The 26748-nt window shown below is 48.0% G+C and carries 18 protein-coding genes; 6 read left to right on the top strand and 12 right to left on the bottom strand.

Features of this window, described 5'->3' with window-relative positions; translation table 11 throughout:
* Positions 1-2 precede the first annotated feature (2 nt).
* The 4 genes from CA267_RS10115 to CA267_RS10100 all read left to right on the top strand — a co-directional run bounded on the left by CA267_RS10115 (position 3) and on the right by CA267_RS10100 (position 5522).
* Positions 3-1436 carry a glycoside hydrolase family 28 protein gene (locus CA267_RS10115; protein ID WP_075607598.1) on the top strand — a complete coding sequence of 478 codons (1434 nt, stop codon included), beginning with the start codon at positions 3-5 and terminating at the stop codon, positions 1434-1436.
* The gene (locus CA267_RS10110; protein ID WP_232367536.1) at positions 1429-2562 is read left to right on the top strand and encodes a pectinesterase family protein; all 1134 of its coding nucleotides are present in this window, start codon (positions 1429-1431) and stop codon (positions 2560-2562) included. The genes CA267_RS10115 and CA267_RS10110 overlap by 8 nt, the downstream gene beginning before the upstream one ends.
* 237 nt (positions 2563-2799) lie before the next feature.
* Positions 2800-4101, top strand: a complete 1302-nt coding sequence (locus CA267_RS10105) for a cation:proton antiporter (RefSeq protein WP_075607599.1) — start codon at positions 2800-2802, stop codon at positions 4099-4101.
* Between the two features lie 194 nt (positions 4102-4295).
* The gene (locus CA267_RS10100) at positions 4296-5522 is read left to right on the top strand and encodes a threonine/serine exporter family protein (RefSeq protein WP_075607600.1); all 1227 of its coding nucleotides are present in this window, start codon (positions 4296-4298) and stop codon (positions 5520-5522) included.
* A 142-nt stretch (positions 5523-5664) separates the two neighbouring features.
* On the opposite strand, the gene CA267_RS10095 is transcribed toward CA267_RS10100, so the two are convergent.
* From CA267_RS10095 to CA267_RS10085, 3 genes are all read right to left on the bottom strand, one after another.
* Complete coding sequence (locus CA267_RS10095) at positions 5665-6570, bottom strand: DUF697 domain-containing protein (protein ID WP_075607601.1); 906 nt, start codon at positions 6568-6570, stop codon at positions 5665-5667.
* 6 nt (positions 6571-6576) lie between these two features.
* On the bottom strand, positions 6577-7953 hold the full coding sequence (locus CA267_RS10090; protein ID WP_075607602.1) for a YcjX family protein: 1377 nt from the start codon (positions 7951-7953) through the stop codon (positions 6577-6579).
* Between the two features lie 237 nt (positions 7954-8190).
* Entirely contained in the window at positions 8191-11100 is a 2910-nt protein-coding gene (locus tag CA267_RS10085; RefSeq protein ID WP_075607603.1) for a TonB-dependent receptor, read from the bottom strand.
* A 491-nt stretch (positions 11101-11591) separates the two neighbouring features.
* Here CA267_RS10085 and CA267_RS10080 point away from each other — a divergent pair, with 491 nt between their 5' ends.
* Entirely contained in the window at positions 11592-12638 is a 1047-nt protein-coding gene (locus tag CA267_RS10080) for a LacI family DNA-binding transcriptional regulator (protein WP_232367535.1), read from the top strand.
* Between the two features lie 11 nt (positions 12639-12649).
* Here the strand turns inward: CA267_RS10080 and CA267_RS10075 are convergent, their stop codons facing one another.
* Positions 12650-13168: a gluconokinase gene (locus CA267_RS10075; RefSeq protein ID WP_075607604.1), complete on the bottom strand. Its 519-nt coding sequence runs from the start codon at positions 13166-13168 to the stop codon at positions 12650-12652.
* A gap of 161 nt (positions 13169-13329) precedes the next feature.
* On the opposite strand from CA267_RS10075, the gene CA267_RS10070 reads away from it, so the two are divergent.
* Positions 13330-14706 (top strand): GntP family permease, encoded by a 1377-nt coding sequence (locus tag CA267_RS10070; RefSeq protein ID WP_075607605.1) that lies wholly within the window; start codon positions 13330-13332, stop codon positions 14704-14706.
* A 125-nt stretch (positions 14707-14831) separates the two neighbouring features.
* On the opposite strand, the gene CA267_RS10065 is transcribed toward CA267_RS10070, so the two are convergent.
* The 8 genes from CA267_RS10065 to CA267_RS10030 form a co-directional block, all read right to left on the bottom strand.
* Positions 14832-16928 (bottom strand): FUSC family protein, encoded by a 2097-nt coding sequence (locus CA267_RS10065; protein WP_075607606.1) that lies wholly within the window; start codon positions 16926-16928, stop codon positions 14832-14834.
* A 5-nt stretch (positions 16929-16933) separates the two neighbouring features.
* The gene (locus tag CA267_RS10060) at positions 16934-17794 is read right to left on the bottom strand and encodes an efflux RND transporter periplasmic adaptor subunit (protein ID WP_075607607.1); all 861 of its coding nucleotides are present in this window, start codon (positions 17792-17794) and stop codon (positions 16934-16936) included.
* Positions 17795-17797: 3 nt separating this feature from the next.
* Positions 17798-18001: a DUF1656 domain-containing protein gene (locus tag CA267_RS10055; RefSeq protein WP_075607608.1), complete on the bottom strand. Its 204-nt coding sequence runs from the start codon at positions 17999-18001 to the stop codon at positions 17798-17800.
* A gap of 159 nt (positions 18002-18160) precedes the next feature.
* On the bottom strand, positions 18161-19138 hold the full coding sequence (locus tag CA267_RS10050; RefSeq protein ID WP_075607609.1) for an alpha/beta hydrolase: 978 nt from the start codon (positions 19136-19138) through the stop codon (positions 18161-18163).
* 230 nt (positions 19139-19368) lie between these two features.
* A complete protein-coding gene (locus CA267_RS10045; protein ID WP_075607610.1) occupies positions 19369-21657 on the bottom strand; it encodes a S9 family peptidase in 2289 nt (762 codons plus the stop codon).
* Positions 21658-21820: 163 nt separating this feature from the next.
* The gene (locus CA267_RS10040; protein ID WP_075607611.1) at positions 21821-23527 is read right to left on the bottom strand and encodes a potassium/proton antiporter; all 1707 of its coding nucleotides are present in this window, start codon (positions 23525-23527) and stop codon (positions 21821-21823) included.
* A gap of 127 nt (positions 23528-23654) precedes the next feature.
* On the bottom strand, positions 23655-26171 hold the full coding sequence (gene secD / locus CA267_RS10035) for a protein translocase subunit SecD (protein WP_075607612.1): 2517 nt from the start codon (positions 26169-26171) through the stop codon (positions 23655-23657).
* A gap of 72 nt (positions 26172-26243) precedes the next feature.
* The gene (locus tag CA267_RS10030; protein ID WP_139316211.1) at positions 26244-26624 is read right to left on the bottom strand and encodes a hypothetical protein; all 381 of its coding nucleotides are present in this window, start codon (positions 26622-26624) and stop codon (positions 26244-26246) included.
* Positions 26625-26748: the final 124 nt, after the last annotated feature.

Here is a 26748-nt window from a genome sequence, read left to right as displayed (position 1 = left end):
CTATGCGGACTGACCGTAGAACCCTACTGAAACTCATCGGCCACAGCGCTACTACTGCCGGTTTACTTAGCCTGTCTGGTTGTAGTTCGGCAATACGTCCTACCAGCGATTTCGACTGGGACACTAACGCCGCCGCTATTCGCAGCCGTATTGTACCGCCTACGTTTCCTGAGCGCTCAGCCAGTATTACCGATTTCGGTGCCAAGCCTGGCAAACAAAATGATTGTACTCAGGCCATTGCCGATGCCATTGCCCATATTGCTCAACAGGGCGGCGGTACTGTTACTGTGCCAGAAGGCGCATTTTATACCGGCCCGGTTCATCTTAAATCTAATATTAATTTTCATATCGCAAAAGGCGCAGTACTGCACTTTATTCCCGAACCAGAACGTTATAAGCCTTACGTATTTACCCGTTGGGAAGGCACTGAGCTGTACGGGTACTCACCGCTTATCTATGCCTTTGAGCAAACCAATATTGCCGTGACGGGTGAAGGTACACTGGAAGGCGGTGCCAGTGAAACCATTTGGTGGCCGTGGAAAGGCCCGTGGAAAGAAGCAAAATGGGGAGATGACCCCGAAGCCAACCAAAAAAATACCCGCGATCCGCTACGGGCTATGGCTGAAAAAGGCGTGCCTGTGGAAGAACGGGTATTTGAAAAAAATTATCTACGTCCGCCATTTATTCAACCTTATCGCTGTAAAAATGTGCTGATATCGGGCGTAACCATCCGCAATTCCCCGTTCTGGTTAGTGAACCCGGTGTTATGTACCAACGTCACTGTCAAAGATATCTACTGCCATAGCTACGGGCCCAACTCAGACGGTTGCGATCCTGAATCCTGTACCGATGTACTTATCGAAAACTGCACCTTTGATACTGGCGATGATTGCATTGCGGTGAAATCGGGCCGTAACGCTGATGGCCGTCGGGTAGCGCAGCCCTGCGAGAATATTCTTATCAACAACTGCCAAATGAAAGCTGGGCACGGCGGCGTCGTTATCGGTAGTGAAATTTCCGGCGGCGTGCGTAATCTGTATGCGCAAAATTGTGAGATGAGCAGTCCGAATCTGGACAGAGGCATCCGCATTAAAACCAATTCGCTGCGCGGCGGCCATCTGCAAAACCTGAACTACCGTAACTTGCGCATCGGGCAGGTAAAGGATGCAATCGTAATTAACTTCTTTTATGAAGAAGGCGATGTGGGCAATTTTACGCCGAAGCTGGAAGGTATCCGCATTGAGAATCTTTATGTTCAACATGCACAAAGAGCTTTTGTGCTCTTAGGTTATGACCATACGCCCATTACCGGTGTCACCTTTAAAAGCCTGACGTTTGAAAAGGTGGATTCGCCTTCGGTGATAGAAAATGTCGCGGATATCACGCAACAGAACATCGTGATCAATGGCAAGAAGGCGGAGTTACCGAATGTTTAAAAGTGCGATAGTAGTGGGATTGATGCTTGTTATGACCGCTTTTTCAACGCAATCACATACCACTGCATCGCAAAATTCTGTTGCCAAAGCTGATGCCACTGTTTCGCTACAACCCACTGATGCCCGTAATCATTATACTTCTGTGCAGGCTGCAGTAAACGCAGCTCCTAAAGAAGGAGGGTGGACAATCGCTATTGCGCCTGGCAGTTATTACGAGCGGGTCGTAATTACTACGCCCAACCTGACTTTAGTGGGTGCAGGAATGGACGCCACCCGCATTTATTTCGGTCGTTATGCCGGGCAGCCGGTGAAGCCCGGCAGCAATGAAACCTGGGGAACATTCAGAACTGCCACCGTTGACGTTGATACGCAAAATATTCATCTTGCTAATATGACTATCGAAAACAGTTTTGACTATCGTGCCAATGAAGCAAGAGGAAAAGCAGATGCTGACAGAGTAAATGGAGAGCAAGCTGTAGCACTAAAAACCGGCGAATATGCCGACAAAATTGTGGTTGAGAACGTTCGCCTGCTGGGGTTTCAAGATACTCTGTATGTTCAGGGTGGCCGCAGCTATTTCAGCGGCGGTGAAATTCACGGCCATGTGGATTTTATCTTTGGTAACGGCAACGCGCTGTTTGAAGGCGTTGATATTTATTCCCGCAGCAGGTTAAAACCTCAGCAATACACTGGCTTTATCACCGCGCCCAGCACCCTGATTACCGATGAGTTTGGTTTAACTTTTATAAACTGCCGCCTGCTAAAAGAAGATAATGTTCCCGATGGCAGCGTTCCGCTCGGGCGTCCATGGCATCCTACTACCACGTTCGCTGACGGTCGTTATGCCAACCCTTTTGCGGTAGGTAAATCGGTGTTCATTAACACCTTCATGGATAGTCATATCGCCACCGAGGGCTGGACATCAATGGGAGGCTCAACGCCAGAAGGAGGGCGTAAGGAGTTCAGTCCTATTACCGAGGCGCGTTTTCGCGAGTACAACAGCAATGGGCCTGGCGCAGTAAAGCATGATTCCCGTCCACAACTTTCTGGTACTGACGTAGAAATTTACTCTAAATATAACATCTTGGATGGCTGGCAACCTGCCCTCCTGGCAACGAAACCTTAACATACACTCCCTGGAGTAATTGGGTCGATAAGCATCCGCATTTTGATATATGCGTTGTCGTTCCAATTTTCCGTATTTAGTCACCAAATTATTCATCTCCTTTCTCAACAGGCCGACTCTTACATAATTAAACTGCTCAATTTTAATCTAATACCTGCTATTTCCAGTAAAAATTATCAACCGCCAGTATGCTACTGCTAGATACCTGGTCCCTTGGAACCAGTGGAATTATCTTCAATGATAGACGGCAAAACGTTTCTTTATGTGCTTTTTGGTTTGACGTTAGTTATTGCTGTAGGGCTTCAACGTCGATTGAAGGGATCAATTTTCCCCCTGCCGCTGGTTTATGTTTTTATCGGTTGGGCGGCATTTAGCTTGCCGCTCGGATTGCCTTCTGTGGATCTTTTACGAGATCCGGAACACACCGTTTTCACCGAGCTAATTTCCGAATTCATTGTCATTGCCTCTCTTGCGGTAGCTGGTTTAGCCATTGATCGGCCTTTTTCCTGGAAAAACTGGAATCAGGTGTGGCCGTTGCTTTTCATTACCATGCCTTTGACTATTCTTCTTGTGGCCCTGTTCGGCTGGTATATGATGGAGCTTACTGTGGCATCATGTATTTTTCTGGCTGCGGTATTAAGCCCCACTGATCCGGTTTTAGCCAGTAATGTGCAAGTTGGACCGCCCGGTGCAAGGCAACGGCATGATATCCGTTTCGGCCTTACCGTAGAGGCTGGTGCCAACGACGGTTTAGCCTTCCCATTCGTTCATCTTGCTATTGCTGCAATGGGTGCTACTGCATTAGGAAGCTGGACGGTTCAGTGGGCACTTGAAGACTTACTTTGGCGCGTTACTGCAGGCGTGGTGATTGGGCTACTCACAGGAAGGATAGGCGCTTGGCTGGTATTTACTTATGTTCCCGAAGCCAACAAAGATGGTGATTCTTCGCAAGCAGATGACGAAAAAAGCTTTACCAGCGAAGGTATGATCACACTGGGTGCGTTACTGACGTCTTACGGAGTCGCCGAGGCCTTCCACGGCTACGGATTTCTCGCCGTTTTCATAAGTGCGGTTACTGCCAAACAATATGCCCCCACCAGCTATTACCACGCCATCTCTCACCACTTTTTAGAACAGATTGAAAGCATATTGCTGGTGATAATTTTGCTTATCTTTGGCGCATTTCTCACCACTGATATTATGAGAAACCTGACTTGGGAAGGAGCTTTGCTGGGATTTTTAGTGGTATTTCTCATTCGTCCCCTTACAGGTTTAGTCGCCCAATCGCGCAATTCGCTGCCGTGGTACGGTCGTTTTACCATTGCATTTTTGGGAGTCAGGGGAATAGGCTCCCTTTATTATTTAAGCTATGGAGAAAATCACGGCCGTTTTGGAGATACCACCACTATCTGGTCGGCTGTTATGTTCACAATTTTACTCTCTATTGTGGTACATGGTGTCACCGCCCCAATTCTCATGAAGAAAAGTGAAGCGCGCTCTGCGCACAGATCTAAAGAAGACTCGTCGAAGGAGGTATAGCTATGTTACCACGACTACCCAACGTTAGTAGCCCGCTTCATAACAATGCCTTTTCAGCCCAGCCTTCAATTAGATTTTCTCATGCTTTAAAAACAAAAATGTGCTTTGCGTTATGCTTGAACAACACCTACAATCCGCGCAATATTTAAGCAAACCAGTACCGCCAGGTATCAACCGACCGAAGTGAGATCACGTTGGATACTTTTGAATTTATTCAAATCCGCAAATTTATTGTTAAGTTAGGCAAGATGCTGCACAAATACGGTACGCCAGCATTTCGTCTGGAGGCCTATTTAACGGAAGTTGCTACCTATCTGGGCGTGCGTGCGTCTTTTATTGCTACCCCCACCTCCATCACTTTTGTGATCTGGAGTGATAAACACGAAGACGAATACCATCACGCTGCCAGGCTGCAACCCGGTGAAATGGATATGAATTCGTTATCACTAACTGATGAACTGGCGAACGAGCTATTATCCGGCAAACGTACGCTTGCGGAAGCCGATAAACGTTTGTCAGAAATTGACGTGATGCCTAGCCCATATGGAAAGGTAATCACTGGTTGTGCTTTTGGTTTAGCGACTGCTGCTTTTGCCATGCTCATGGGCGCTAGCTGGTCGGAAATTTTCTGGTCAGGATTATTGGGACTGGTGGCGTATATCTGGAACCTGTGGTCACTGCGCTCTAAGCGGGTAGCGTTAATGCTTGAGCCGATGACGTCGTTTGCGGCTGGACTCCTGGCTTGTGCAATCAGCCGTTACTTCGAACCAGGCATCAATATTCCGTTAATTGTTTTGTCCTCTGTCATTGTTTTAGTTCCCGGGCTGGCGCTGTTAATGGGCCTTTCTGAATTGTCATCGCGCAACATGGTATCTGGCACAGCGCGGGTGATGGATGCCCTTATGCAGTTATTCAAACTGTACTTTGGGGCGTTTTTGGGTGTTGCCGCCGGTTTCAGTCTGTTTGGCGAAAACCTCTATCGTCCGGCAGAATCCTTACCCTTTTGGGCGACATGGCTAGCCGTTTTTCTATTGTGTTTTGCTCTTGTCGCTATTTTTCGCACCCGCCTTAAGCACATTCCGTGGGCACTTACTTCCGCGTTCATCGCTTACGGCACTACAGCATGGAGTTCAGAATATCTGGATCAGGGTTTAGGAACTTTCGTGGGAGCATTTGCGCTGGGAATATTTGCCAATATGTTTACCCGCATTGCCAATCAGCCATCGACGATTGTCGCTATGCACGGCTTGATTGTGCTGGTACCCGGCTCAAAAACCTATATTGGTCTTAATTCATTTATTTCCGGTAAAGATTTTGTCAATGCCGAACATGTTGGTCAGGAAGTCTTTCTTATTTTTATGTCATTGGTCGCAGGACTTATCTTTGCCAATGTGGTGGTACCCACTAAAAAAGCGCTGTAAACCGGAATTCTAAGCCAGAACGTCTGGAGCGGGGAAAGCTCCAGCAGAGTCATCGTAAATCTCCTTATGTTGCCAATAATATTAATCCACTTGTGCGCAAAAGCGGTGTTTTTGTAGGGGCGCAATTCCTCTGCGGTTCAGGCTATTTAAGTAGCCGAATTAACGTTTTTCCCAGCCGCATATTTAACGCGCCAGCAGCTACAGCTTCGGCTGAATTCTCCATCACTTTAGCACTTAACGAGCCGCTTATTTGATTGGCAACTTCGTCGGTGGCAATATCAAATAAACTGTAGGCGGCAATATTTTGCGCCAGAATTTTAAATAATTTCCAGTTACCAGCAGTGCCCGGACGTAAACCAAACACCAGCGAAATCCGGCGTATAGTTCTTAAGCTTATCCAGAATATCACCAATGTCTGAATTAGATTATTCGGGCTGATAAAACTTAAGCTGCCGCTCGCCAGTGACTCTCTCTTCATCACCTCTTCCGCTTTACGTACTACAGGCTGGGTAACAGTAGTGTGATACAGCGCTAACATTTCGTTGCTATTCAAATCACTGTTTACTGCGTGATCAAACTGACGATAACATTTTGCTGCGAAGCTATGACTAGCAAAACTGGATGCATGTCGCTTCAGCGCGTGGCGTACAGTGGTAATATCTGCTTGCTCCAGTGCCTGATAATCAGGTCGTTCATGAATATATTTATCAACCGCCATCAAACCGGTAATTTCACGAATAATCAAGGCAAGTAAGCACGCTACAAAAGCGCCGACTAAAATGCCCAGAAACAAAGTGGTTATCGGGTATTGCGAGAAATTTGCCACCATGGCGTCGACAGCTTGAAAAATAGAAAACGCAATAAAGCTTAAAACTCCCAGCCCCAGTGTGGCAAATTTAAGCGAAAAACCGCCAGATTCTGGAAGCTGCCAATCTGCACTTTCAACTTTCTGCGGCATCTGCTGATTCGGTGGCGCTTCGCTAATAGGTTGTTGTTGAATTTTGGAACGGTACTTTCTTTCCAGGCTGACTTCTCGCTCGGTGGTCATAAAATTTTATCCTAGTAAAAACTGGAACAGGCGATCGAGCCCGCGTCCGTTAAGCATACGCGGTAAATAATCGGCCGGCACTTGTGCTGGCAGTACAGGAAAGTGCTCATCTGCCGCCATATCTTTTAAATTTGCAGGTAAATCTTCAAAAGATGCCTGCATATACTGACCTTCGGCATTGGTATAACGCAACGAATTTGGCTGCGTTCCGGGATCAGTTGCCTGAATTGCAGAAACCAGAAAATGCTCAAAGACCACTGGCTTATCCTTGAACTTGGCAGTGGCTCCTTCACTGACCTGCCGCAATAATGATAGCAAATTCGCTTTCTGGCTTTGCGGCACTAAATCAGCTTTTGTCGCTACAAAGGCCACGCGCCCGATTTCATTTTTACGCAACACGTTTTTTTCAAACCAGCTGGGATTACCGTACACAAAGGTCTCTGCCAGGTGGCTCAGCGTTTCTTTCAGCTGATAGAGGTGCTGCTTACTGTGATTTAGCCCTTCAAACAAATCGATAAGAATAATTTGCTTGTCGGTTTCTTTAAATGTGGAAGCTTTTAACGGCGCCAGCCAACTATTAGCAAAATGATTATAATGTTTATTGAAAACCTGATACCAGGGGTGGGAAACATCACTGGTTATTTTTGATGGTAGCGGCGCAAAACCAGATTGCTGAGAGTCGAAGCCTGAACCGGAAATCAGGAAGCTACCAGGCTGAATCATTGAAATGCCGTTGGTCTTTGCGTTGTGTAAGTAGCCTCGATAAGCGGTGACTACGTCGGTAATACGTTGCGGTGTCGGTTCGCTGTCAAAATCGAAATGCCGGACGAACTCGTGCCAGTCTTCGGCAAAACTATTTTGCGGTTCGCTCATTTGTTGCGCCCAGGCTGAATCTGACCACTGCGCATAACTTTTACTCAGCATAGGTAAGTCGGTGATCCACTCGCCGGGATAATCGATAAATTCGAAAACTACGTCCTTGTGGGGCAGCACAAATTTAGTGAAGCGGTTGGTTTGTTTTAGTCGAATAACCAGCTTAAAACCATAGAGCTCTTCCGTGGGGTGAGGCCAGTTGCCGCTTTCAAGTGCCGCTATATGCTGTTCAATAGGAAACAGCGGAAAATCTTTTATCGGCTCCAGCCACATACTTTCCACCAGCTCCACCGGCAAACGCTTTAGTAATGGCAGGCAGTTGTACTTTTCTTCACTACGGTACTTAAGAATTGTCATCAGGCTGGTAAATAGCATTGATTTACCGCTGCGGCTGAGGCCCGTAATGGTAAAACGGTGGGTTTCTTTTAAAAACCAATCGTCAATCTGTGACGTTCCGGTTCTCCACAGCGACTCTACCGGCGCAACAATGGTTTTAAACAACTGGCTCATTATCGAGTTCTGCTCTCTGGTATCAAATGGTGCAGGAGAATGGCAGCAGGAAGCGTATCTTCCCACCTTCAGCATTACCGCATTACCGCATTATGTATAGATAATGGTATTGATTATGGTGCCTGACAAGTGCGATTTGCCACAAGCATCAGAAAAGGTAAATAATTCTTGGTCTCTTCACCGACAAAAAAGCCGGTGAAGAGATAAGCACGTCCTAATCACGATTGCGGATTAGTATTAGAATTGCCAACCAACAGACAGCTTCAGTTGCCGTTTTCCGCCGTTAGTCGCGCTATTGTAGTTGGGTTGCTCATGTTCAGCCAATTCGGGGTTAAGATAAAAGTTTGAATAATTTGACGTGTTGAATAAGTTCTGAACATCCAGTCTCACCCAAAGTGCTGAGTCAGCCGTAATAAAATTGGTGGTAAAATCCTTGCTGAGGGCAAGATCAAACCGCTGATAATCACTTTCGCCGGGTTTAACCCGCTGATAGGTGCAGTCGTTACTATTCACGCAATTGGTGTATTCATAGAACGTGCGTGACGACCAGGTGTACTTGGCGGTAAGTGAGATTTGCCACGGCAAATCATAGGAACCGGTAACAACCACCCGATGCTCCGGCACCCCCACTGAATCTTTCCAGCCATAATCTTCCAGGTTTTCATAATCCAGCGCAAACGCATCGCTGAAAACGCGATACTCTTTGGCATCACTGAATGTATAAGCGAGGTTCATCCCCCAACCTTCTTTGTGCGACCGGTTCAGCGTGAAGTACACATTATTGCTGCGCGTTTCGCCGTCATTGGATGCCAGCAACAAGTTACCCCACCCCGGAACCCCGCTGGCCCATGGCGGGCCCCAATTCGTGCCTGGTTCAAAGAAGCTTCCGTCTTCGCGCCTGTTTCCCAGCAGCCAATTGAAACCATTTTTGCTTTCAATACGGGCTATACTGATTTCCGTATTCCAGTCTCCCCATATGCTGCGAATGCCTAAACTGAACTGGTCAGAATAAGGCATTTTGAGATCGTTATTTAACAGGAAACGCTCTCCTTTTACCTCAATGTCAGACACTAATCCGTCAAGACCGGCTTGGGTGAGATATTGCGGATCCCAGGCAATACAGTTGCTGTCTGCTGAGTTACAAGGATTATCAGGGTCGCCTTGAAAAAGGTATGTGGCCGCGGTAAAGGAGCCTGCGCTTTGTTCAAGCTGTACAAAGTCAAACTGATTACGATCGTAGGAGCGACCATAGCCCCCAAACACCATATGATTTTCGTCGTCATCTACAATGTAGCTAAACCCGACCCGAGGCTGCCATGCGCCGGTGAAATAGTCTCGCTCTTCACCGGTGCTAATGTAGTCATCAATATCATAGTTGGCGTTTTCAATATTCGGCCATGTTTGTAATGCGGCAACCAGATCCTCTGGTGTCTGGTAATTCTTATAGCTGGGCGTTTCTTCGTAATCCCACCTTACGCCAATATTGAGGGTCAGGCGATCAGTCACTTCCCAATCATCCTGAATATACAGCCCTAGCTGCCGGTTATCTGCCACCACTGTGCCACCGACTGAATCGGTCGCGGGCACTCCCCAGCTTACCCGATAAGGCTGCACAAGGCCGAAGGTATCTTCACCATTAAATTGCACATTGTAGTAATACTGCGGGTTGTAAGGCTGCTGCTGAATGCTGCTTAATTCAATATCTTTGTATTTTACTCCAGCTTTGATTACGTGATAACCGTGCCATTCTAAATCAAGCCAGGTGAAATCGTTCTGCACTCCCCAGCCTTTCTGGCCTTTTTCCTGATAATCTCCGCCACCGCCAATGTTAATAATTTCCTGCCGCGCCGCAGTTTCGAGTTTTCGTCCAATTTCTAAATTGGTTGCCCGTGGACTCCAGGAAGAATCTTCGTAGGTGATGCGAAATTCATTTTGCCACGCATTTGCAGTATAAGTATGTTTAAGGTGATAGCGATTATCTTGTAACTGACGGTTAGAGCCGTAGGAAAAGGCGTTAGCACCACCAAAGCCAGACACATCCGATTCATCCCGGATTTTTGCGGAAAATTCCATTGTCTGATTTTCATTGATCGCCCAGTCGACTTTGCCAAAAAACAGGTCTTCTTCAAAGTTGGAGGTAAAGCGACCGATTTCTGCGGCATACTCTTCGGGTAAGGTAACAAAATCAACGCCATTGCCACCTACTACATCATAGGGCTGATTAATGGTTTTACGTTCAAACGCCGCTATAAAGTGCAGCCGGTCTTTTAATATGGGGCCAGACAGTGTGACACCGCTGTGGCGGATCATCGACCGCACTTTACCCTCACTTTCGTTTGGTTCAGGCTCCCGTAGCCCCTCGTCGGTATAATCGAAGAAAACTTCGCCTTCAAACTCATTGGTGCCCGACCGAGTCACGGCGGTAATCGCAGTGCTGCCCACTTGATCGTATTCAGCTTTGTAGTTTTGCGTAATAACTTTGTATTCGCCAATCGCGCTTTGCGGAAACGGATTACCCCGGCTGGAATCCTGTCCTGTGACACCACCTTTTAATACGTAATCTTTCTGACTGACGCCATCTAAAAATACGTTAACGTTGCGCTGGTGCTGAGCGCCGCCTCTTAAGCTTACGCTGCCATCTTCCCCTGTATTCACCTGCACGCCCGGCGCTAAATCGGCAAAAGCCAGAAAGTTACGATTGTTTTGCGGCAGGCGCTCCATCATCTCGGGGGTGATATTGGTGCCAATTTCATTACCTGAAAAGCTTGCCATGCGCGATCCGGAAACGGTAATGCGTTCTACATTTTCCGCTCCCACTTCATCAAGAGAAAAATTGACCTTTGCGCTTTGCCCAACTCGCAACGTGACTTCCTGTACTTCGCCATTAACAATAACCTGGTAGGTGCCGGGCTTTAGTCCGACAAAAATAAATGAACCGTTTTTTCGTGAAGTGGTTTCACTTACGTAACCGCGTTCTGTATCGCGGGCCAGCACTTCCACTCCCTGTGTTGCGGCCGATTCACTTTGAATTTTACCGCGAAGTGTTGCGCCTTCCATTTGTGCTAAGGCAGGAAAGGTGGCAATTCCGGCGCTCGCAACCGCCACCGCTAAAGCACGTTTTTTCATCCACGCACTGTTTGTGTTCATGTGTGTCTCCGTAGCAGATGCGTAGCGAGATTGTCAGCGAATTCCTATTCACGTTGTTCTGACCTACTCAAGCATCTTAGGCAAAGTTTTTTGTGCCAGATCTTTGCGCCTGTCTATTCACAAAATATTCCTGTACTTAAAAAATATGACAATTTTTGTCCTTCTAGATTTTTACTAAAAATTCCGTAAAAAGCTTACTTCTTCGCGGGGTATTTTTGCTTGATAGGAACAGGTAAGCAGGTCAGGGGAGATATCGCGAAAACCTTTTCAATAAAAGGTGAAGTTTCTTTGCCGAAGTTCTGGAGCGGTGATGACGCAGCAGAGCCATCAGGCACAGTTTTAACGGTGTTTCGGATAGGAAATTTTTATCTATTTTTCAAGGCTGCTGACCTTTTTTTGTTCTTCATGTTCTTGCGCTGGTATACAGGCAGGACAACAAGTTGATCCGATGGGAGGAACCGTGATCTTAACGAGCCACTACTATCGCAGCAATGTTACGTGTAACATTGCTGTTTTTCTGCCGACAAATTCTGCCATCAATGGTCAAAAAGAAACGCGCCACGCTTCAAGATATTGCTAATCGTGTAGGTGTTACCAAAATGACAGTGTCACGTTTTCTACGTGCGCCACATTCTGTCTCAAGTACCACGCGAACCAAAATTGCTGCCGCCGTGGAGGAGCTTGGCTATATTCAAAATCGCGCGCCAGCAATGTTGTCAAAATCACTCAGCAAAGCGATAGGAGTCGTGATCCCGTCCTTGTCTAATCAGGTTTTTGCAACACTGGTGCAGGGCATTGAGCACACTACTGGCGCCCATGGCTACGATACGCTCATCGCCCATACCGGCTACAGCGCTGTAAAGGAAGAAGAAAAAATAGCAATGCTGCTATCGTATCAGGTGGATGGCTTAATTCTTTCAGAAACCAATCACACAACTCGTACTTTGCGAATGCTGGAACGCGCTGGTATTCCCGTGGTAGAAACAATGGAATTGCCTGATACGCCCGTGGATATGGCGGTGGGGTTGAACCACGCCAACGTAGCTTATGAAGTCGTAACCAAGATGCTGACTACCGGCCGCAGAAATATCGTTTATCTGGCGGCAAGGCTTGATACGCGCACACGCCTGCGACAGCAAGGGTATGAAAGAGCAATGACTGAAGCGGGTCAAGCGCCAATGGTCATTGCTACCGAGGCACATTCCAGCTTTACCCTTGGCGGAACATTATTACAGCAGGCGCTTACGCGCTATCCACAGGTGGATGGCATCTTTTGTACAAATGATGATATTGCCGTAGGTGCCATGATGCACTGCAAAGCCAATAACATTGATATTCCACACAGGTTAAGTGTGGTTGGATATAACGCGTTAGATATTGGTCAGGCAATGACGCCAAAGCTGACCAGTGTGGCCACGCCAAGATTTGATATTGGCGTAAAGAGCGCTGAACTCATCATTGCGGCGTTAAACGGTGATCCACCGCCGCAGAAAAGCTATGATCTGGGTTATACACTTACTGCCGGTGAATCCCTGTAAACCCGCTGTATTTAGCGCGTCCGCTGTGCAGCAATCTCTTCACTCGCCTTTGCTACAATATCCTCAATATTCTGAACAATGGACACACTAATCACATCCGGTTCGTCGCTACCAGGAATTTCGAGAGTTGCGAACTGACTGTCCAACATAGCAGGTTTCATAAAGTGCCCTTGGCGGCCCAACATGCGTTCCGCCACCAGTGCTTTTGAGCCTTCCAAAAATAGAAACAGCAAGTTTTTATTACCGTCGCGAATCTGGTCGCGGTAGCTTTTCTTCAAGGCGGAACAAACTATCACGCCGGTTTCATTTTTACTTTCAAGGCTGAACACGGCATCGCGAATGCGCTCAAGCCAGGGCTGGCGGTCGTTATCGTTTAGCGGCTCGCCGCCTGCCATTTTTAGTATATTGGCTTTTGGATGTAAATCATCGCCGTCGATAAATTTCGCATGCAGCTTTCGGGCAAGAGCCTCGCCCACACTACTTTTCCCCGAGCCACTGACTCCCATTACAATGATGCTTAAGCCATTCATTATGGTTCTCTCTTAAAAAATTAAAAAATTTCTCGCGGTTTTTCGCCAGTAACTGTTAAAAATATGTTTACCTGAGAAATGTTATCAGTACCATGTTACCGGTAACTATCCAACTTGTGAACAAGTAACCTTTTTATCATCTTAAAAAACAGGCCAAGGCTATGGAACCGAATTTTCAACTTGCTGACCCCACTTATCTGCTAATTATAGGTTTGTGCGCGTTGGTGTTACTCATTGTGCTTATTATTAAACTTAAGGTTCATGCTTTTGCTTCGCTAACGCTGGTGAGCTTTCTAACCGCATTAGCCGCAGGCATTCCTGGTGAAGATATTGTTCCAAGCATGATGTCTGGGTTCGGGGGCACGTTAGCATCAGTGGCGCTTCTGGTGGGATTAGGCAGCATGATAGGAAAAATACTGGAAGTCACTGGCGGCGCACGAGTCTTGGCTGATACCTTAATTAACCGTTTTGGAGCTGCGCGGGCACCCCTCGCACTGGGGATTGCTTCGCTGATGTTCGGATTTCCCATTTTCTTTGATGCGGGGCTCATTGTCATGATGCCTATTTTAATGAGTGTAGCGAAACGGTTTGGCGGCTCGCCGTTAAAATATGCGCTTCCCGCTGCCGGAGCCTTTGCTGTTATGCATGCATTTGTGCCGCCTCATCCAGGGCCGGTGGCGGCATCTGAACTGCTGGGCGCAGATATTGGTTTGTTATTAGTCGTAGGGCTGCTAATTGCCTTTCCTACCTGGTACTTAGGTTCTTACCTGTTTAGTCAGTATGTTGGCCATAAATATTCCATTCCGATTTCCAAACTGTTTCAAAGCACAGACGAGTCGGCGTTTGATGCCAGCACGCTACCTGCGTTTTCTACGGTTCTGCTGATACTACTGACGCCGGTAGTGCTTATCTTTTTAGATACCGGCTTAAACACGCTACTGGTTGCCGGACTCATTGAAGATTCCGCTACAGTGGAATTTGTGCGGATGCTGGGGAAAACGCCGATTGCTTTGCTTATCACGCTGCTGCTGTGCCTGGTACTATTTACTCCCCGTTTTGGTAAACACAAAATGGAGAAGTTATGCACTGAGTCACTGGGACCAATATGTGCAGTCATTCTTGTAACCGGCGCTGGCGGCATGTTTGGCGGAGTGTTGCGGGCCAGTGGTATTGGAGAGGCGTTGGCGGCGTTATTGTCTGACACCGGTATGCCTGTCATTGTCGCAGCGTTTGTTATTTCTACATGTCTGCGAGTGGCGCAAGGCTCTGCTACGGTGGCATTAACAACGACTGCCGCTTTAATGGCGCCGATTGTGTCTACCGCTACAGGCTTATCGGATTTCGACCTATGTTTTATTGTAATTGCCATTGCTGGCGGCGCGACTGTGCTTTCACATTTTAACGACTCAGGCTTCTGGCTGGTGTCACGCTTACTGGAAATGGATGAAAAAACTACGTTAAAAACCTGGACGGTAATGGAGACCCTTTTAGGCAGTATTGCCTTCATTATTGCTGCAGGATTAAGTTTTATATTTTAAGGTCAGTTTATAGTTTACCAGTAGGGAGCAAGAATATTGAATAAGGGATCGGCTGCTTTTATATATGTAGGTGCAGGAAGCGCTTCTGGTTACTAAACCGGTCCCTCTCGATTGCGATTGCGCCGCTAGGATAAAGCGGCGGCCGTAACCACACTTTTTGAAGAAGCCTGACTGTCTGCCACCATGGTAGCTGCACGTTCAAAGGTCAAATTCAAACGTTCAAACATACCTTCGATTAGCGGTAAGTGATCTTTAGCTTGTTCGTGCCCTTTCAAGTAAGTAAGTACTTCGTTACACGCTCGGCGGAATGAATCGCCTTGTTGGCCTTTGGCGCACAATAGAAAAGTGTCTGCCAGCGCCCGCTGCCAGCTTTCCAGTAGCTCCTGCATTTGCTGTCCTGACACACTGATTAACAATCCGCGCAAGCGCAACGAGGCATGACCAATGTTCAGTCCGGTAAGCCCCAAATCTGTCAGCACCCGCGTTTGACTACCCTCGTCTTTTTCGTAGTTTGCCAGCCGCAACAGCCTGTCACCCATGCGTGCATTAAACCAATCCTGTGGGTTGTCATGATAGGGAATGTCTTCCAGATCCCGGCGAATTGCCGATAGCAACCGATACTGCATAAGCTCCACGCCGGGGCCGGTGAATATTTTAAATACCCAAAACAAAATACTTACCCCAACCACAATGGCAAGCGCACTGCTTAAAGTGAAATCGATAGCGAAAGAGGCAGCCATGTGATTGCCCGGCTGCACCAAAATAGTAAAGGGAATACAAAAGCCCAGACCGTACGGTAGCACTTCGCGATTGGCGATCGCCATCAAACCTAAGAAATACGGCGCTGCCAGAACAAGAACGAGCACTTCAAAGTCACCGCTACTTTGTGCCAGCAGATTCAACGCAAAGAAAATTGCCACAGGAATAGCCACGAAAACGCCTTTTAGCAGTTTTCGTAAAGCAGCGGTGACGACCATTGGCGGAAGGCGGGCAAACATGATGGAAAAAATGACTGGCAGGATCATCAGCATGATAGCGGCAGCAGAGCCTGTGGTCATCCAGATGGAAGCGCCGATGCTGAAGACAAGGAATGTTCGAAAACCAGTGGTAAAACCTATCAGCGGGTCCCGATAAGGCTGCTGCCTCGGAGCCTTCAATACCGATTTTTCTCCCTTTCCCAAGGCATTGTACGCGCGCAGCACCACCACCAGCTCTGCTACCATTTCCTGAGCGGTTTTTAGCAGGCGCGCTTCAAGCGGCGTGACGTCTGAGGTGTCATTGCTGGATTTGAGCAATCTTCTGCGTTGCGCCTGAGCAAGCTGGTAACACTCATCAAAATCGTTGGAGTCGGTGATACGTTGTAAGTCGGTGCGCAGGTTGGCCAGAAGCTCGCCCATTACGCCTGTCATTAACTCTGGGTAATTCCGTTGTAAGCGGCCGAATATCTGAATAACGGCTACCAGAGACAAAATCTTATTGCAGATAACTGTAGCAGCTCGGGAACGCCCCGGCCCCTCCGGACCTTCATATATTACAGCACTGGAGTCGTCATTGAGTGCGGCCAGCGACTCTAAAATGACGTCAATTCTTTCGTGTCGGGATTCATGAGAACCTGAGGGATCCAGCTCCAGTGTCAGATAATCCATCGTTTGGTTAATTGCCGTACGCGCCTGCTGACGAAGCGCATCCTGCACCCGCTGTGGCCAAAACAGCATACTTACTACCATTGCGCACAATGCACCGATAATTATCTCGCTCATGCGCGCCTGAGCAATGTTAAAGGCCGAATCGCTGCTGAAGCTGGCTGGAGAGGCCATACTAAGCACCACAATAATGCACGGGGTGATGCCGGCCATGGCGAAGGCGTAAATAAAATTAATACGCCTGACCATTGCAGACATTCCGGAATTTACCCCTAACCACAGGGCAAGAATGCCTAAAGCGAGCTCCGGTGCAGCATGAAAATAGTGGAGAACCGCCAGCCCGAGACCACCGCCTACGAGTGTTCCCACTATCTGGCAAAGCGCTTTTTCCAGCACCATCCCGCTTTCAGGTCTCACTTGCAAAAATACGGCAGAGACTAAAGCCCAATACGGCCGTTCCAGATCCAGATACATTGCAACATACAGGGCCATAGCCATGGCGATCACGCCTTTTAATGCAAATATCAGCGTCCGCTTATCGGGCGTCAGATACACTGCAGGTAAAGGCGATAAATACATGAGAGCTACTGAGTTTCCAGGTGAACCGAGACGGTTGTTCCAGCAACCAGAATGGCGTTCGCAGGAATAGAATCAAGCTGGATATCCACCGGAATGCGCTGAGCGAGCCTTACCCAGTTAAAAGTTTGCTGCACCTGCGGTAGCAGCTGGCTGTTGCCCTGCGTATTAGTATCGGCAATGGCCTTGCCGATACTAACGACGGTGCCAGATAAATTTTTACCGCCACTCATAAGCTTGATTGTGGCGCGTTGCCCGATGTGAATTAACGGCAGCTTGGTTTCCTCAAAGTAGCCAGTCACATAAAACGAGTCATTTTTTACTATTGACACTACCGCCGCCCCTTTATTTACGTAATTTCCTTGTCGTAAATTTAAGTTAATGACGGTTCCGTCTACCGGAGCACTGACTTGTGTACGGGAGAGATTGATCTGGGCGGTGCGTAACTGGGCAGCCGCGAGTTCGTAGTCGGCTTTTGCTAAATCAGCATTAATGCGTTTCGCCTCTAACTCTTCGGGGCTTATCGCCTGTTCGTTCAGAAGGTTTTGACGGCGCTCATATTCATGCTTTGCCAGCTCCCACGCATAGCGTTTATTTTCCATTTTTGCCTGCTGCTCTGCGATAGCGGCTTCGTAGCGCGTAGTATCCACCGTAAACAGCGGGCTGCCTTTGGCTACTTGCTGATTATCTTTCACTGCCAGATTTGTCACCCAGCCCGATACATCTGGCGCGATGGTAATGACTTGCGCCCGTACTCGTCCGTCTCTGGTCCAGGGTGAATGCAGATATTGATCCCACACCCAACGTCCAGCAACTACGGCTAACACCACCACCAACAAAGTGACACCAATGCGTAATACTGTTCCCATTAATCAGTTACCTCTCCAAGCCCAGACAACCAGTGTCAGATAACAAATAAAAAGTGCCACTTCAAACCATGACGCTTTCCACAGCGTGCGATAAAGGCCGGTCTTATACAAGATAAGCCGCGTCGCCACCGACATTGCAAAAGCTATCGGTATCATTACAACTAAGGGGCTAAATAACAAACCGCCAAGGGCTAATTCTTCAAACATAGTCAGGTTTCAATGTATTTGGCTCAATCTGATGTAAAACATTAGTCGGCGCGTCTGAAAACATAGACGAACAAGATTAGCGGCCTTCGAATGGCCCACCGCTGCGCAAATCATTGCAGGCCACCCAAAGTAATACTGTTCACGCGTAAAAGCAGATTCCTATGACGCTGGCGTAAGCAATAACTGATGGTGACGGGTAATAGCATCTTTCACTTCCACTCTACCGGTTTTGATGGCTTTGAGCATATGATCAAATACGGCACCAGGCTCACCATCATGAGCATTCAGAAAATATAAATGCCCTTTGGGATTATCGTACAAGTTATTGATATCGTCGCAGTCGATCGCATAAACGTTGGACTGCACCTTACTCATATTTTCCGGGCCTGTATGGCCTAGCCGACGCGACGCCACTTTATTTTTGAGATTGGACAGCTTACTGGCACGCAGAGCCAGATCGTCTGATGCATAGTACACCGATAAATTACGCGAGGCCTGGCTCATTAAGCGTCCGACATGGTGCTCTTCCAGCGTTTCATTGACAATATCTGCCGCCACCAGAAAAGTATTGCGGAACAGCAGCGGCACCCCATTGGCTAAATCATACATATTCCACATTGCCAGCGTCTGACGGAACACCCGACTGCCCATGGAATGAGCAAGAATATTTATACGTTTAACGCAAGTAGAGGCATCTGTTTGTTGGTCACGCCAGTCCATAAAGCGTTGTAACGCGCGGGAAAAGGAGTAGGCGCTCATATCAGCAGATTTTTGATCGTCCCAATAATCCTTAACGATACCTGGATCATCGTCGCAGGGCCAGATAACAGGAACAACCTGTACCAGTTCAGGATCTTCCGCATTAAAATACTGCTGCAGCCTTTGTACACGGGGAAAAATATCCGGTTCGGGCAAACTGGAAAAACCATGAATATAAAAGAGAACTTGCTGCGCCGGACTGTCTTTAATTCTGTTCAGCCATGCCTCAGAGCCTAATTCAATATATTCATTTGGCCCCAGCCGCTCACAACAATAAATAGAATTTGATGGTGCATTTTTGCGTAAATCGAAATCAAATTTGCGGTTTATTCGGGTTTTAATTGAACCCTTCGGCTCCCGGTTGGTGATAAATAGCATAGGTCCTCCCTGCAGACCGGACAAAATTTAACAGGCCGATTTCCCTCACGACCACAATACTTAGAAGGAAAGAACAGTTGAAACTCAACCTAGTGGTGCACTACGTACAAGCGGCTATTAGCCTGCTGAGACAACTAATTCTTTTTGAAAGGCTATCACTTTAACGATTTCTGCAGGAAGAAACCAGAGGCTGAGCGGGAAAAGGCTGCCCAGCGGCAGCCTTATTGCGGTTATTGCAGGTGAGTTTTAAAGAACTCAGTTTTCATGGTTTGCAGGTGCAACGTGGTGCCGTCTCCTTCGCGAAGCGAATGGCTACGGTTGGGATAAGACATAAACTCAAACTGTTTATTGTACTTCACCAGCTCGTTGATCAACGCCTCGGTGCCTTGATAATGCACGTTGTCATCGCCGGTACCGTGTACCAGCAACAGCTCGCCGGTCAAATCTTTAGCAAAGGTAATAGGCGATGTTTGGGTGTAGCTGTCAGGATCTGTTTTGGGGTTGCCTGAATAGCGTTCCTGATAAATAGAATCATAAAAACGAATGTCAGCCACTGGCGCCTGAGCTACGCCTACGTGAAACTTGTCACCATGGCGGAACAATAAGTTTAATGTAGAGCTGCCGCCGCCGGAGTGGCCCCATACTCCCACTCTTGAGGTATCAATTTGCGACCAGCGTTTTGCCATCGCATCAAGGGCATCGACCTGATCTCGCACGGTTAAGCTACCGATTTTCTTATAGATAGATTTGCGCCAGTCTCGCCCTTTGGGCGCTCGTGTACCACGGTTATCTACCGACGCCATAATAAATCCTTCTTGCGCCATCATGCTGGCCCAAAGATAGCTGTCACCGCCCCAGCTATCCTGTACCGTAGAGCCCCAGGGTTCGCCGTAAACGTAAAAAATAATCGGGTATTTTTTTGTCGTGTCCATGTTAGGCGGGAACATTACCCAACCGTCCAGCGCAACACCATCACGGGCTTCAACCTGAAAAAACTCATGCTCGGGTAGATTTTCTTTAGCCAGCTTCTGTTTTAGCTCGTCGTTGGTGGTAAGTTCTTTTACTGGTTGATGACCTTCCACTTTAATAATCTCGCTCATTGGCGGCTGATTAAAGCGGCTATTGGTGTGCATTGCCCAGCTGGCATCTTTTGACATGTAATAACTGTTTTGCCCGGCGTACTGCTGCGGCGTAATACGTTTTACCGGCTCACTACCATCCAGGCTGGCTTTAAAGAGAAAGCGCTGTTCCGGATGTTCGGGAGCAGCGATAAAAAACAGGCTGTTGGTCTTCTCGTTTAATGCGATCAAATCAACAATGTCGTAATTTCCCGGGGTAAGGTCGACAATACTTTTGCCGTCGCGAGAAATGCGGTACAGATGACGCCAGCCGTCGCGCTCGCTGTGCCAGATAAAGTGACTGCCATCTTCTTCCCACTGTGCGGCATAATACCATTCAAGAAACGCCTCATCATGATCGGTATAAATGGTCGTAAGCTCGCCTTTCTGCCAGTTAAATAGCCGTAGTTTGTTGGTGTTTTGCGGGCGATTAACATCTTGAATTAGCAGCGCTTCACTGGTTCCAGCCCAACTGATGCGAGGAATATAGCGATCGCGGTTATCGCCGGATAAATTAGCCCAGTGGGTTTGCTGATTGGCTACTTCTACCACGCCGACCCTTACTGCTGAGTTTTGCTCGCCCGCTTTCGGGTAAGGAAAACGCGTAAGGGTGGGATACAACGAATCCGTATTGTTGATCATGGTGAAGTACTCCACCCCGCTGGTATCCAGCTGCCAATAAGCGATATTTTTGCTGTCCGGGCTCCAGCGAAAACCATCGCGAATACTGAATTCTTCCTCGTAAACCCAGTCGAAGTTACCGTTGACAATATTGTCGTTGCCGTCTGTCGTAAGTGCCGTAACCTCGTGGCTTCCCAAATCTTCCATATAAATGTTGTTGTGCTGAACATACGCCACACGCTGGCTGTCGGGTGAGAACTTGGCGAACATCAGGCTGGTTGCTTCCGGATCAGTGCCGCCCAATTGATACAATTTATCGGTCTGTAAATTAAGCACCCAGAAATCACCGCGACTGCGAGAGCGCCACACTTTCTGGCCATTGGTGAACACAAGTAACCATTTACCATCGTCAGACCACTGATAATCTTCAATGGTCAATGCGTTATCGGCACCTTCGGGGGTAAGTTGCTCTAACGTCACCAGCACTTTGCGCCCGGCGCTATCCGGTTGATAAAAGACAATATCACTGCCTTTAACGCCATGTTCGTCGTCAGCATTGTTTTTGGTGGCTTTATCGCGTGCTTCTAAAACCGTATAGCCACTGCCATCGTCTAGCCAACGAAAGTAAGGCGCCCGTTCGGTGGTAAATTCTTTATCCTGATAAATTCGCTCCAGGGTAAGCTTTTCGGTCGGTGTTTTCATGGTTGTCTGTGTAGCCGTGCAACTAAAAAGGCTAACCAGGCTAAGGCCTGCCAGCACAAGAGGTGTATAAAATTTCATAGTGTCGTTCGCTGGTTATTATGGATACCTGTAAGGTATCTCTGCTTATGTTATGGCAGCCATCATATAGCAAAATAAAGTAAATGGCTTGGGGCTAGTCCTAATCACCCGTTCACTCATCTTATACTATTGACCCCGATTCGATATAGGGAGCTGGAGTTAATCAGGCTGATAAAAATGCAACTGCGCCTATGGCTCCCTGATGCAACGTTTTAATAGTAAAGACCCCCGCCTGAGTTGCAATAACGGTTCCTTCGGCAATCTCTCCGGTGGCGTGTTGTTTTAAATAAGTATCAAGGGTAGTCGCATCTGCGGGTGGAATAGTAAATCCATACGAAAGACATATATCCGTCAATCGTGCGTTTCCTTTTAAAATAACTTCACGCCTGGGTAAGGCATTATCATTTAGGGATTCCACATGAGAGAAGATGTAATCTACAAATGGGCGTAAGCCGGGTTTAATGACAAGAAACAGATGATCACCCGCGGTCATCACCGTAGAGCCCCGGGGCGGAAATACTTCGGCTCCTCTTACAATCATTGCTACTACAGCGCCCTCAGGCAATGCCAGTTCGGCTAAACGGCGATCTATCGCTTTGGCAGAATAACCGAGCGTGTACTGCACAATATCGGCGTCAACATCTCCAAGCGAACTGATTTCCAGAATGGCCGCGGGCGTGACGGGCGGCGTTTCAATAAGATTAAGCTTGCGCGCAGCCCAAGGTAAGGTTGAACCCTGTAAAGTAGCAGAAATCAGCACCACGAAAAAAACCACATTGAAAATCAGGCTGGCTTCCGGAATACCAAACAACAGCGGAAAAATTGCCAGAATAATGGGAACAGAACCGCGTAACCCCACCCAGCTGATCATGGCAACTTCCTGCTTTGAAAACCCGCTTAATGCAACAAAAGGGGCCACGGCTATCGGTCGCGCAATGAAAATCAGAATGAACGCTATCACTAATCCTTCAGCCCATACTTCGAGCAGGGACTTGGGATTGACCAGCAGCCCCAACATCACGAACATGGCAATTTGACTTAACCAAGCCAGGCCGTCGTGAAACAGAAAAGTTGCCCGCTGGAACACAAATCGGCTATTGCCGATAATCACGCCAGCAATAAATGTTGCCAGGAAACCGCTGCCTCCCAACGTTGCAGCAATACCAAAAGCTAAGAGGCCACATATAGCTACCAGTACCGGGTAAAGTCCTGCAGCAATTAACGTAATTCGGTTAATCAGCCGTACCACCAGCCATCCCACCGCAATACCAGTAACAGCACCTATTCCCATCTGCTTCACAAACAGAATAAGTAACTCTACGCCCGGCTCCATCTGGTGGGTGATAAGCTCAAGTAACCCAACGGTAAGAAATATCGCCATAGGATCGTTTGAGGCGCTTTCAATCTCCAGTGTTGATTTAAGACGTTTATTAATATGAACGCCGGCGTTTCGTAGAATAGAAAAAACCGCAGCGGCGTCGGTTGAGCCAACGATGGCACCTAATAACAACCCTACCAGCGGCGGAATGCCTAATATAAATGATGCAGCCAAACCGGTAAGCGCGGCAGTAATTGCCACCCCCACGGTCGCCAGCAATGACGCTGGCTTCCACACCGATTTAATGGCGGAAAAGGAAGTTTGTAAGCCGCCGTCAAACAGAATCATTACCAGCGCAAGGGTGCCCAGCGCATGGGCGGTTTCGGCATCATCAAATGCTAACCCGCCAATACCATCCTCGCCGGCCAGCATTCCCACGATCAGGAAAAGCACCAGTACCGGCAAGCCCAGCCGTGGCGACAGTTTGCTGGAAAGAATGCCAGCAAAAAGCAGAAATGCTGCTATTAAAATTTCGTAATCGATGGCGAACATAAGTTACTTCCTCTCAACTTAGGCAAAAGCTACTTCCTGTTTACACCGCACCTTGAGCACAGAGTATTGTAACGTTAGGGTAAAGCCGTCAGATACAACACTACTTTCTGACGGCGTTTACGCGTGGCTATGGAATATGGGCCAGTTCCTGTTGAATTTCCTGCGCAGTGGGCCGAAGTTGCTTTAGCCCTTTACGTGCACGCCGCTGTCCCAGGTAATATAAAATAGGTGATGCAATAAAAATAGAAGAGCTGGTTCCTATTACCACACCAAACAGCATTGGTAATGCGAAACTTGCCACTGCCGCCCCACCGGCAATTCCCATAGGAAGCAATGCCAAAAAGGTGGTTAATGATGTAAATACCGTACGGGTGAGCGTGGAAGAAATGCTGCTGTTTAATATTTCCAGCATAGGTTTATCCGGTGTCGCTCTAAAACCTTCACGAATTCTGTCAAACACCACCACTTTATCATTAATAGAATAACCGATTAAGGCCAATAAAGCTGCGATAGCCGTTAAGTTAAATTCAAGTCCCGTCAGCGCAAAAAAGCCTATGGTTTTGGTTAAATCCAGCGCAATGGTAGCGGTTGCGGCAAGTGCAAAGTGGGATTCAAAGCGTATCCACAAATACGCCACAATTCCCGCGCCTGCTAATAAAATAGCAAGAATAGACGCATCAGCAAAGCCGCCGCTGACTTTCGGTCCCACCATATCTACCCGCGGAAAAGTAGCTGTTGGGTCAGCATCATTCACTGCCTGCTTAAGCGCATCGACGGAATGACCTTTGCTTTTTTCAGAGACAGCCTCGACGGGTAAGCGCACAAGATACTGGCCTTGGTTACCAAACTCCTGAATAGCCCCGTCGTCTATCTTATGTGCGGTCAATGTCGTTCTGAGTTGCTCAACTGACAGCGCCGGAGCTTGTACTTCCACCAACGTTCCGCCGGTAAAATCGACGCCGTAATTTAGGCCTGAGCCTAAAAACAACATCACTGAGGCCACAGACAATATTGCCGAAGCGGTTAATCCGATAACCCGACCCCGCAAAAAATCAACGCCGCGCTGGCTTATTTTATCCAGCCTGCTGAAGCCGTTGAACTTAAGATATTCTCGCTCTCGGCCGCGTACTGTCCATTCCATCAACAGGCGGGTTACCGCGACGGCAGTAAATAGCGATGTCACTAATCCAACGGCAATAGTCACTGCAAACCCTTTGACTGGGCCACTTCCAAACATAAACAACAAACTCACTGCAATTAAGGTAGTGAGGTTAGAATCTAAGATTGTGGTGTATGCCTTATCAAAACCCGCTTTTATGGCGGTGGCAGACCGTTTTCCCAGTCGCGTTTCTTCACGGATCCGCTCCGTGATGAGGATATTTGCATCCACGGCCATTCCCACCGTTAGAATGATACCGGCAATGCCGGGCAGCGTGAGGGTGGCACCAAACAAACTCAAAATGGCAAACACCAAACCCATATTTACCGACAGGCCAACGCAGGCGATAAGCCCCCAGCGCCGATAGATAATTCCCATGAAAGCAAAAACCATTGCTGCGCCTATCAAACCGGTTATTAATCCCATTTGAATTGCGTCACTGCCTAAATCTGGCCCCACCGTTCGTTCTTCAATGACTTCAAGCGGAACTGGCAACGCCCCTGCGCGTAGCAGTAACGCCAGGTCTTTCGCTTCTGATGGCGTGAAAGCACCGCTGATTTCCCCGCTGCCAGTCGCAATAACACTCCGAATAACTGGTGCGGTAATCACGGTGTTATCCAGCACCACCGCCAGCGGTACGCCAATGTGGGTGCGAGTCATTTCGCCAAATTGTCTGGCACCGGCACTATCCAGCTTAAAGCTGACCACCGGCTCGCCAGTATTGGGATCAAATGCAAGTTGCGCATCACTGATGTGCTCTCCCTGCATTGCCACTTTCTTTTCCAGTCGATAAGTAGCGGTCTCATCCGCCCCTTTTACTTGTATAGTGCCTGCACGCGCATCATCTGTTACTACCCAATGAAAAGCCATTTGTGCCGTCGTACCCAGCAACTCCCGAATATGGCTTGGATCGGTGACTCCCGGCATCTGCACAAGCACGCCGTCGTCACCCTGGCGGGTGATACTGGGCTCCACTAAGCCGGTTTCGTTGAGCCGTCGCCTCACTACCTCAAGGCTTCTCTCAATGGCGTCAGTGGTAAGCTGCTGCTTTCTGATCTCTGTAAGCGCCAGATGTAGTCGATCCCCTTCCCGGTAAACCTCATACTGACGTAAACCATCTGGTCCTTGCGCTAACGCCATGGCAAGCGCCACGGCTTTGTCAGCCTGGTTAACGTTACTTATGCGAACGGCAATTCCATCCTCTGCGGACTGGGTGCGCTGATAGCGAATTCCGTTGTCACGCAACTGAGCAAGCAATGCGTTTTGTATGGTTTCATCGCTTTTTTCGAATAATTCTTCGGTTTGGGCAGCCAACAATAAATGGGAGCCACCTTGTAAATCCAGCCCCAGCGAAAGATGAATATTGCTGTACCAGAAAGGCAGGTGTTGTTTGGCCGCAGCCGGTAGCACGTTGGGCATGGCGCATAATAAGCCAAGCACAATAATAAGAACGTAAATTACGCCCCTTGGGTTAAAAAACTTCATGGGTAATCCTTGCAACAATTTTTGAAACTGCAAAAGCGCCGACAATTGCCAGCGGGTAAAGAGAACGCAGGATTACTTAGTGGGAGGAGCGCGCAGAATAGGCCGCAGGAAAGAAGATTCTAGCGGCGCGAAAGACAAATTTTGGTGTAGCAATAAACCCAGCGCAGAAAATCCGCCGAGCAATGGAGTAAGTTGAGGTGCAGGTACTAAGGGAAGGTTTTTATCACTACCGGTAGCGTCACCGCCCAGCCTTTGCTGCCTGAAAACAACAAGATCGCGCGGTGTGGTTAACGAGGGTTGATTATCATAGCTAATCAGGCTTTGATTGGCAGCAGTATGGTGAACATGTGGCGTGTTTGCATTGGCCAACAGCACCAGCATCGCAAAAAGCCACATTGTGGCAATAGATGGGCGCCTAAGAGGGGGCAATGTAAACTGACCTGACTGGTTCATAAAGTGCTAAGCTCAGGATGGTTGCAGATAGTGGAGCCGATAGGTCTCGCCCCGCCCTAAGCTCCGTCCTTTAAACAGATTTTCTTAACATGGTGGCATAACCATAAAACGCAATATGATGCTG

Source organism: Alteromonas pelagimontana, from assembly GCF_002499975.2.
Taxonomy (GTDB): domain Bacteria; phylum Pseudomonadota; class Gammaproteobacteria; order Enterobacterales; family Alteromonadaceae; genus Alteromonas; species Alteromonas pelagimontana.
This window is presented reverse-complemented; position numbering and strand designations above follow the sequence as displayed.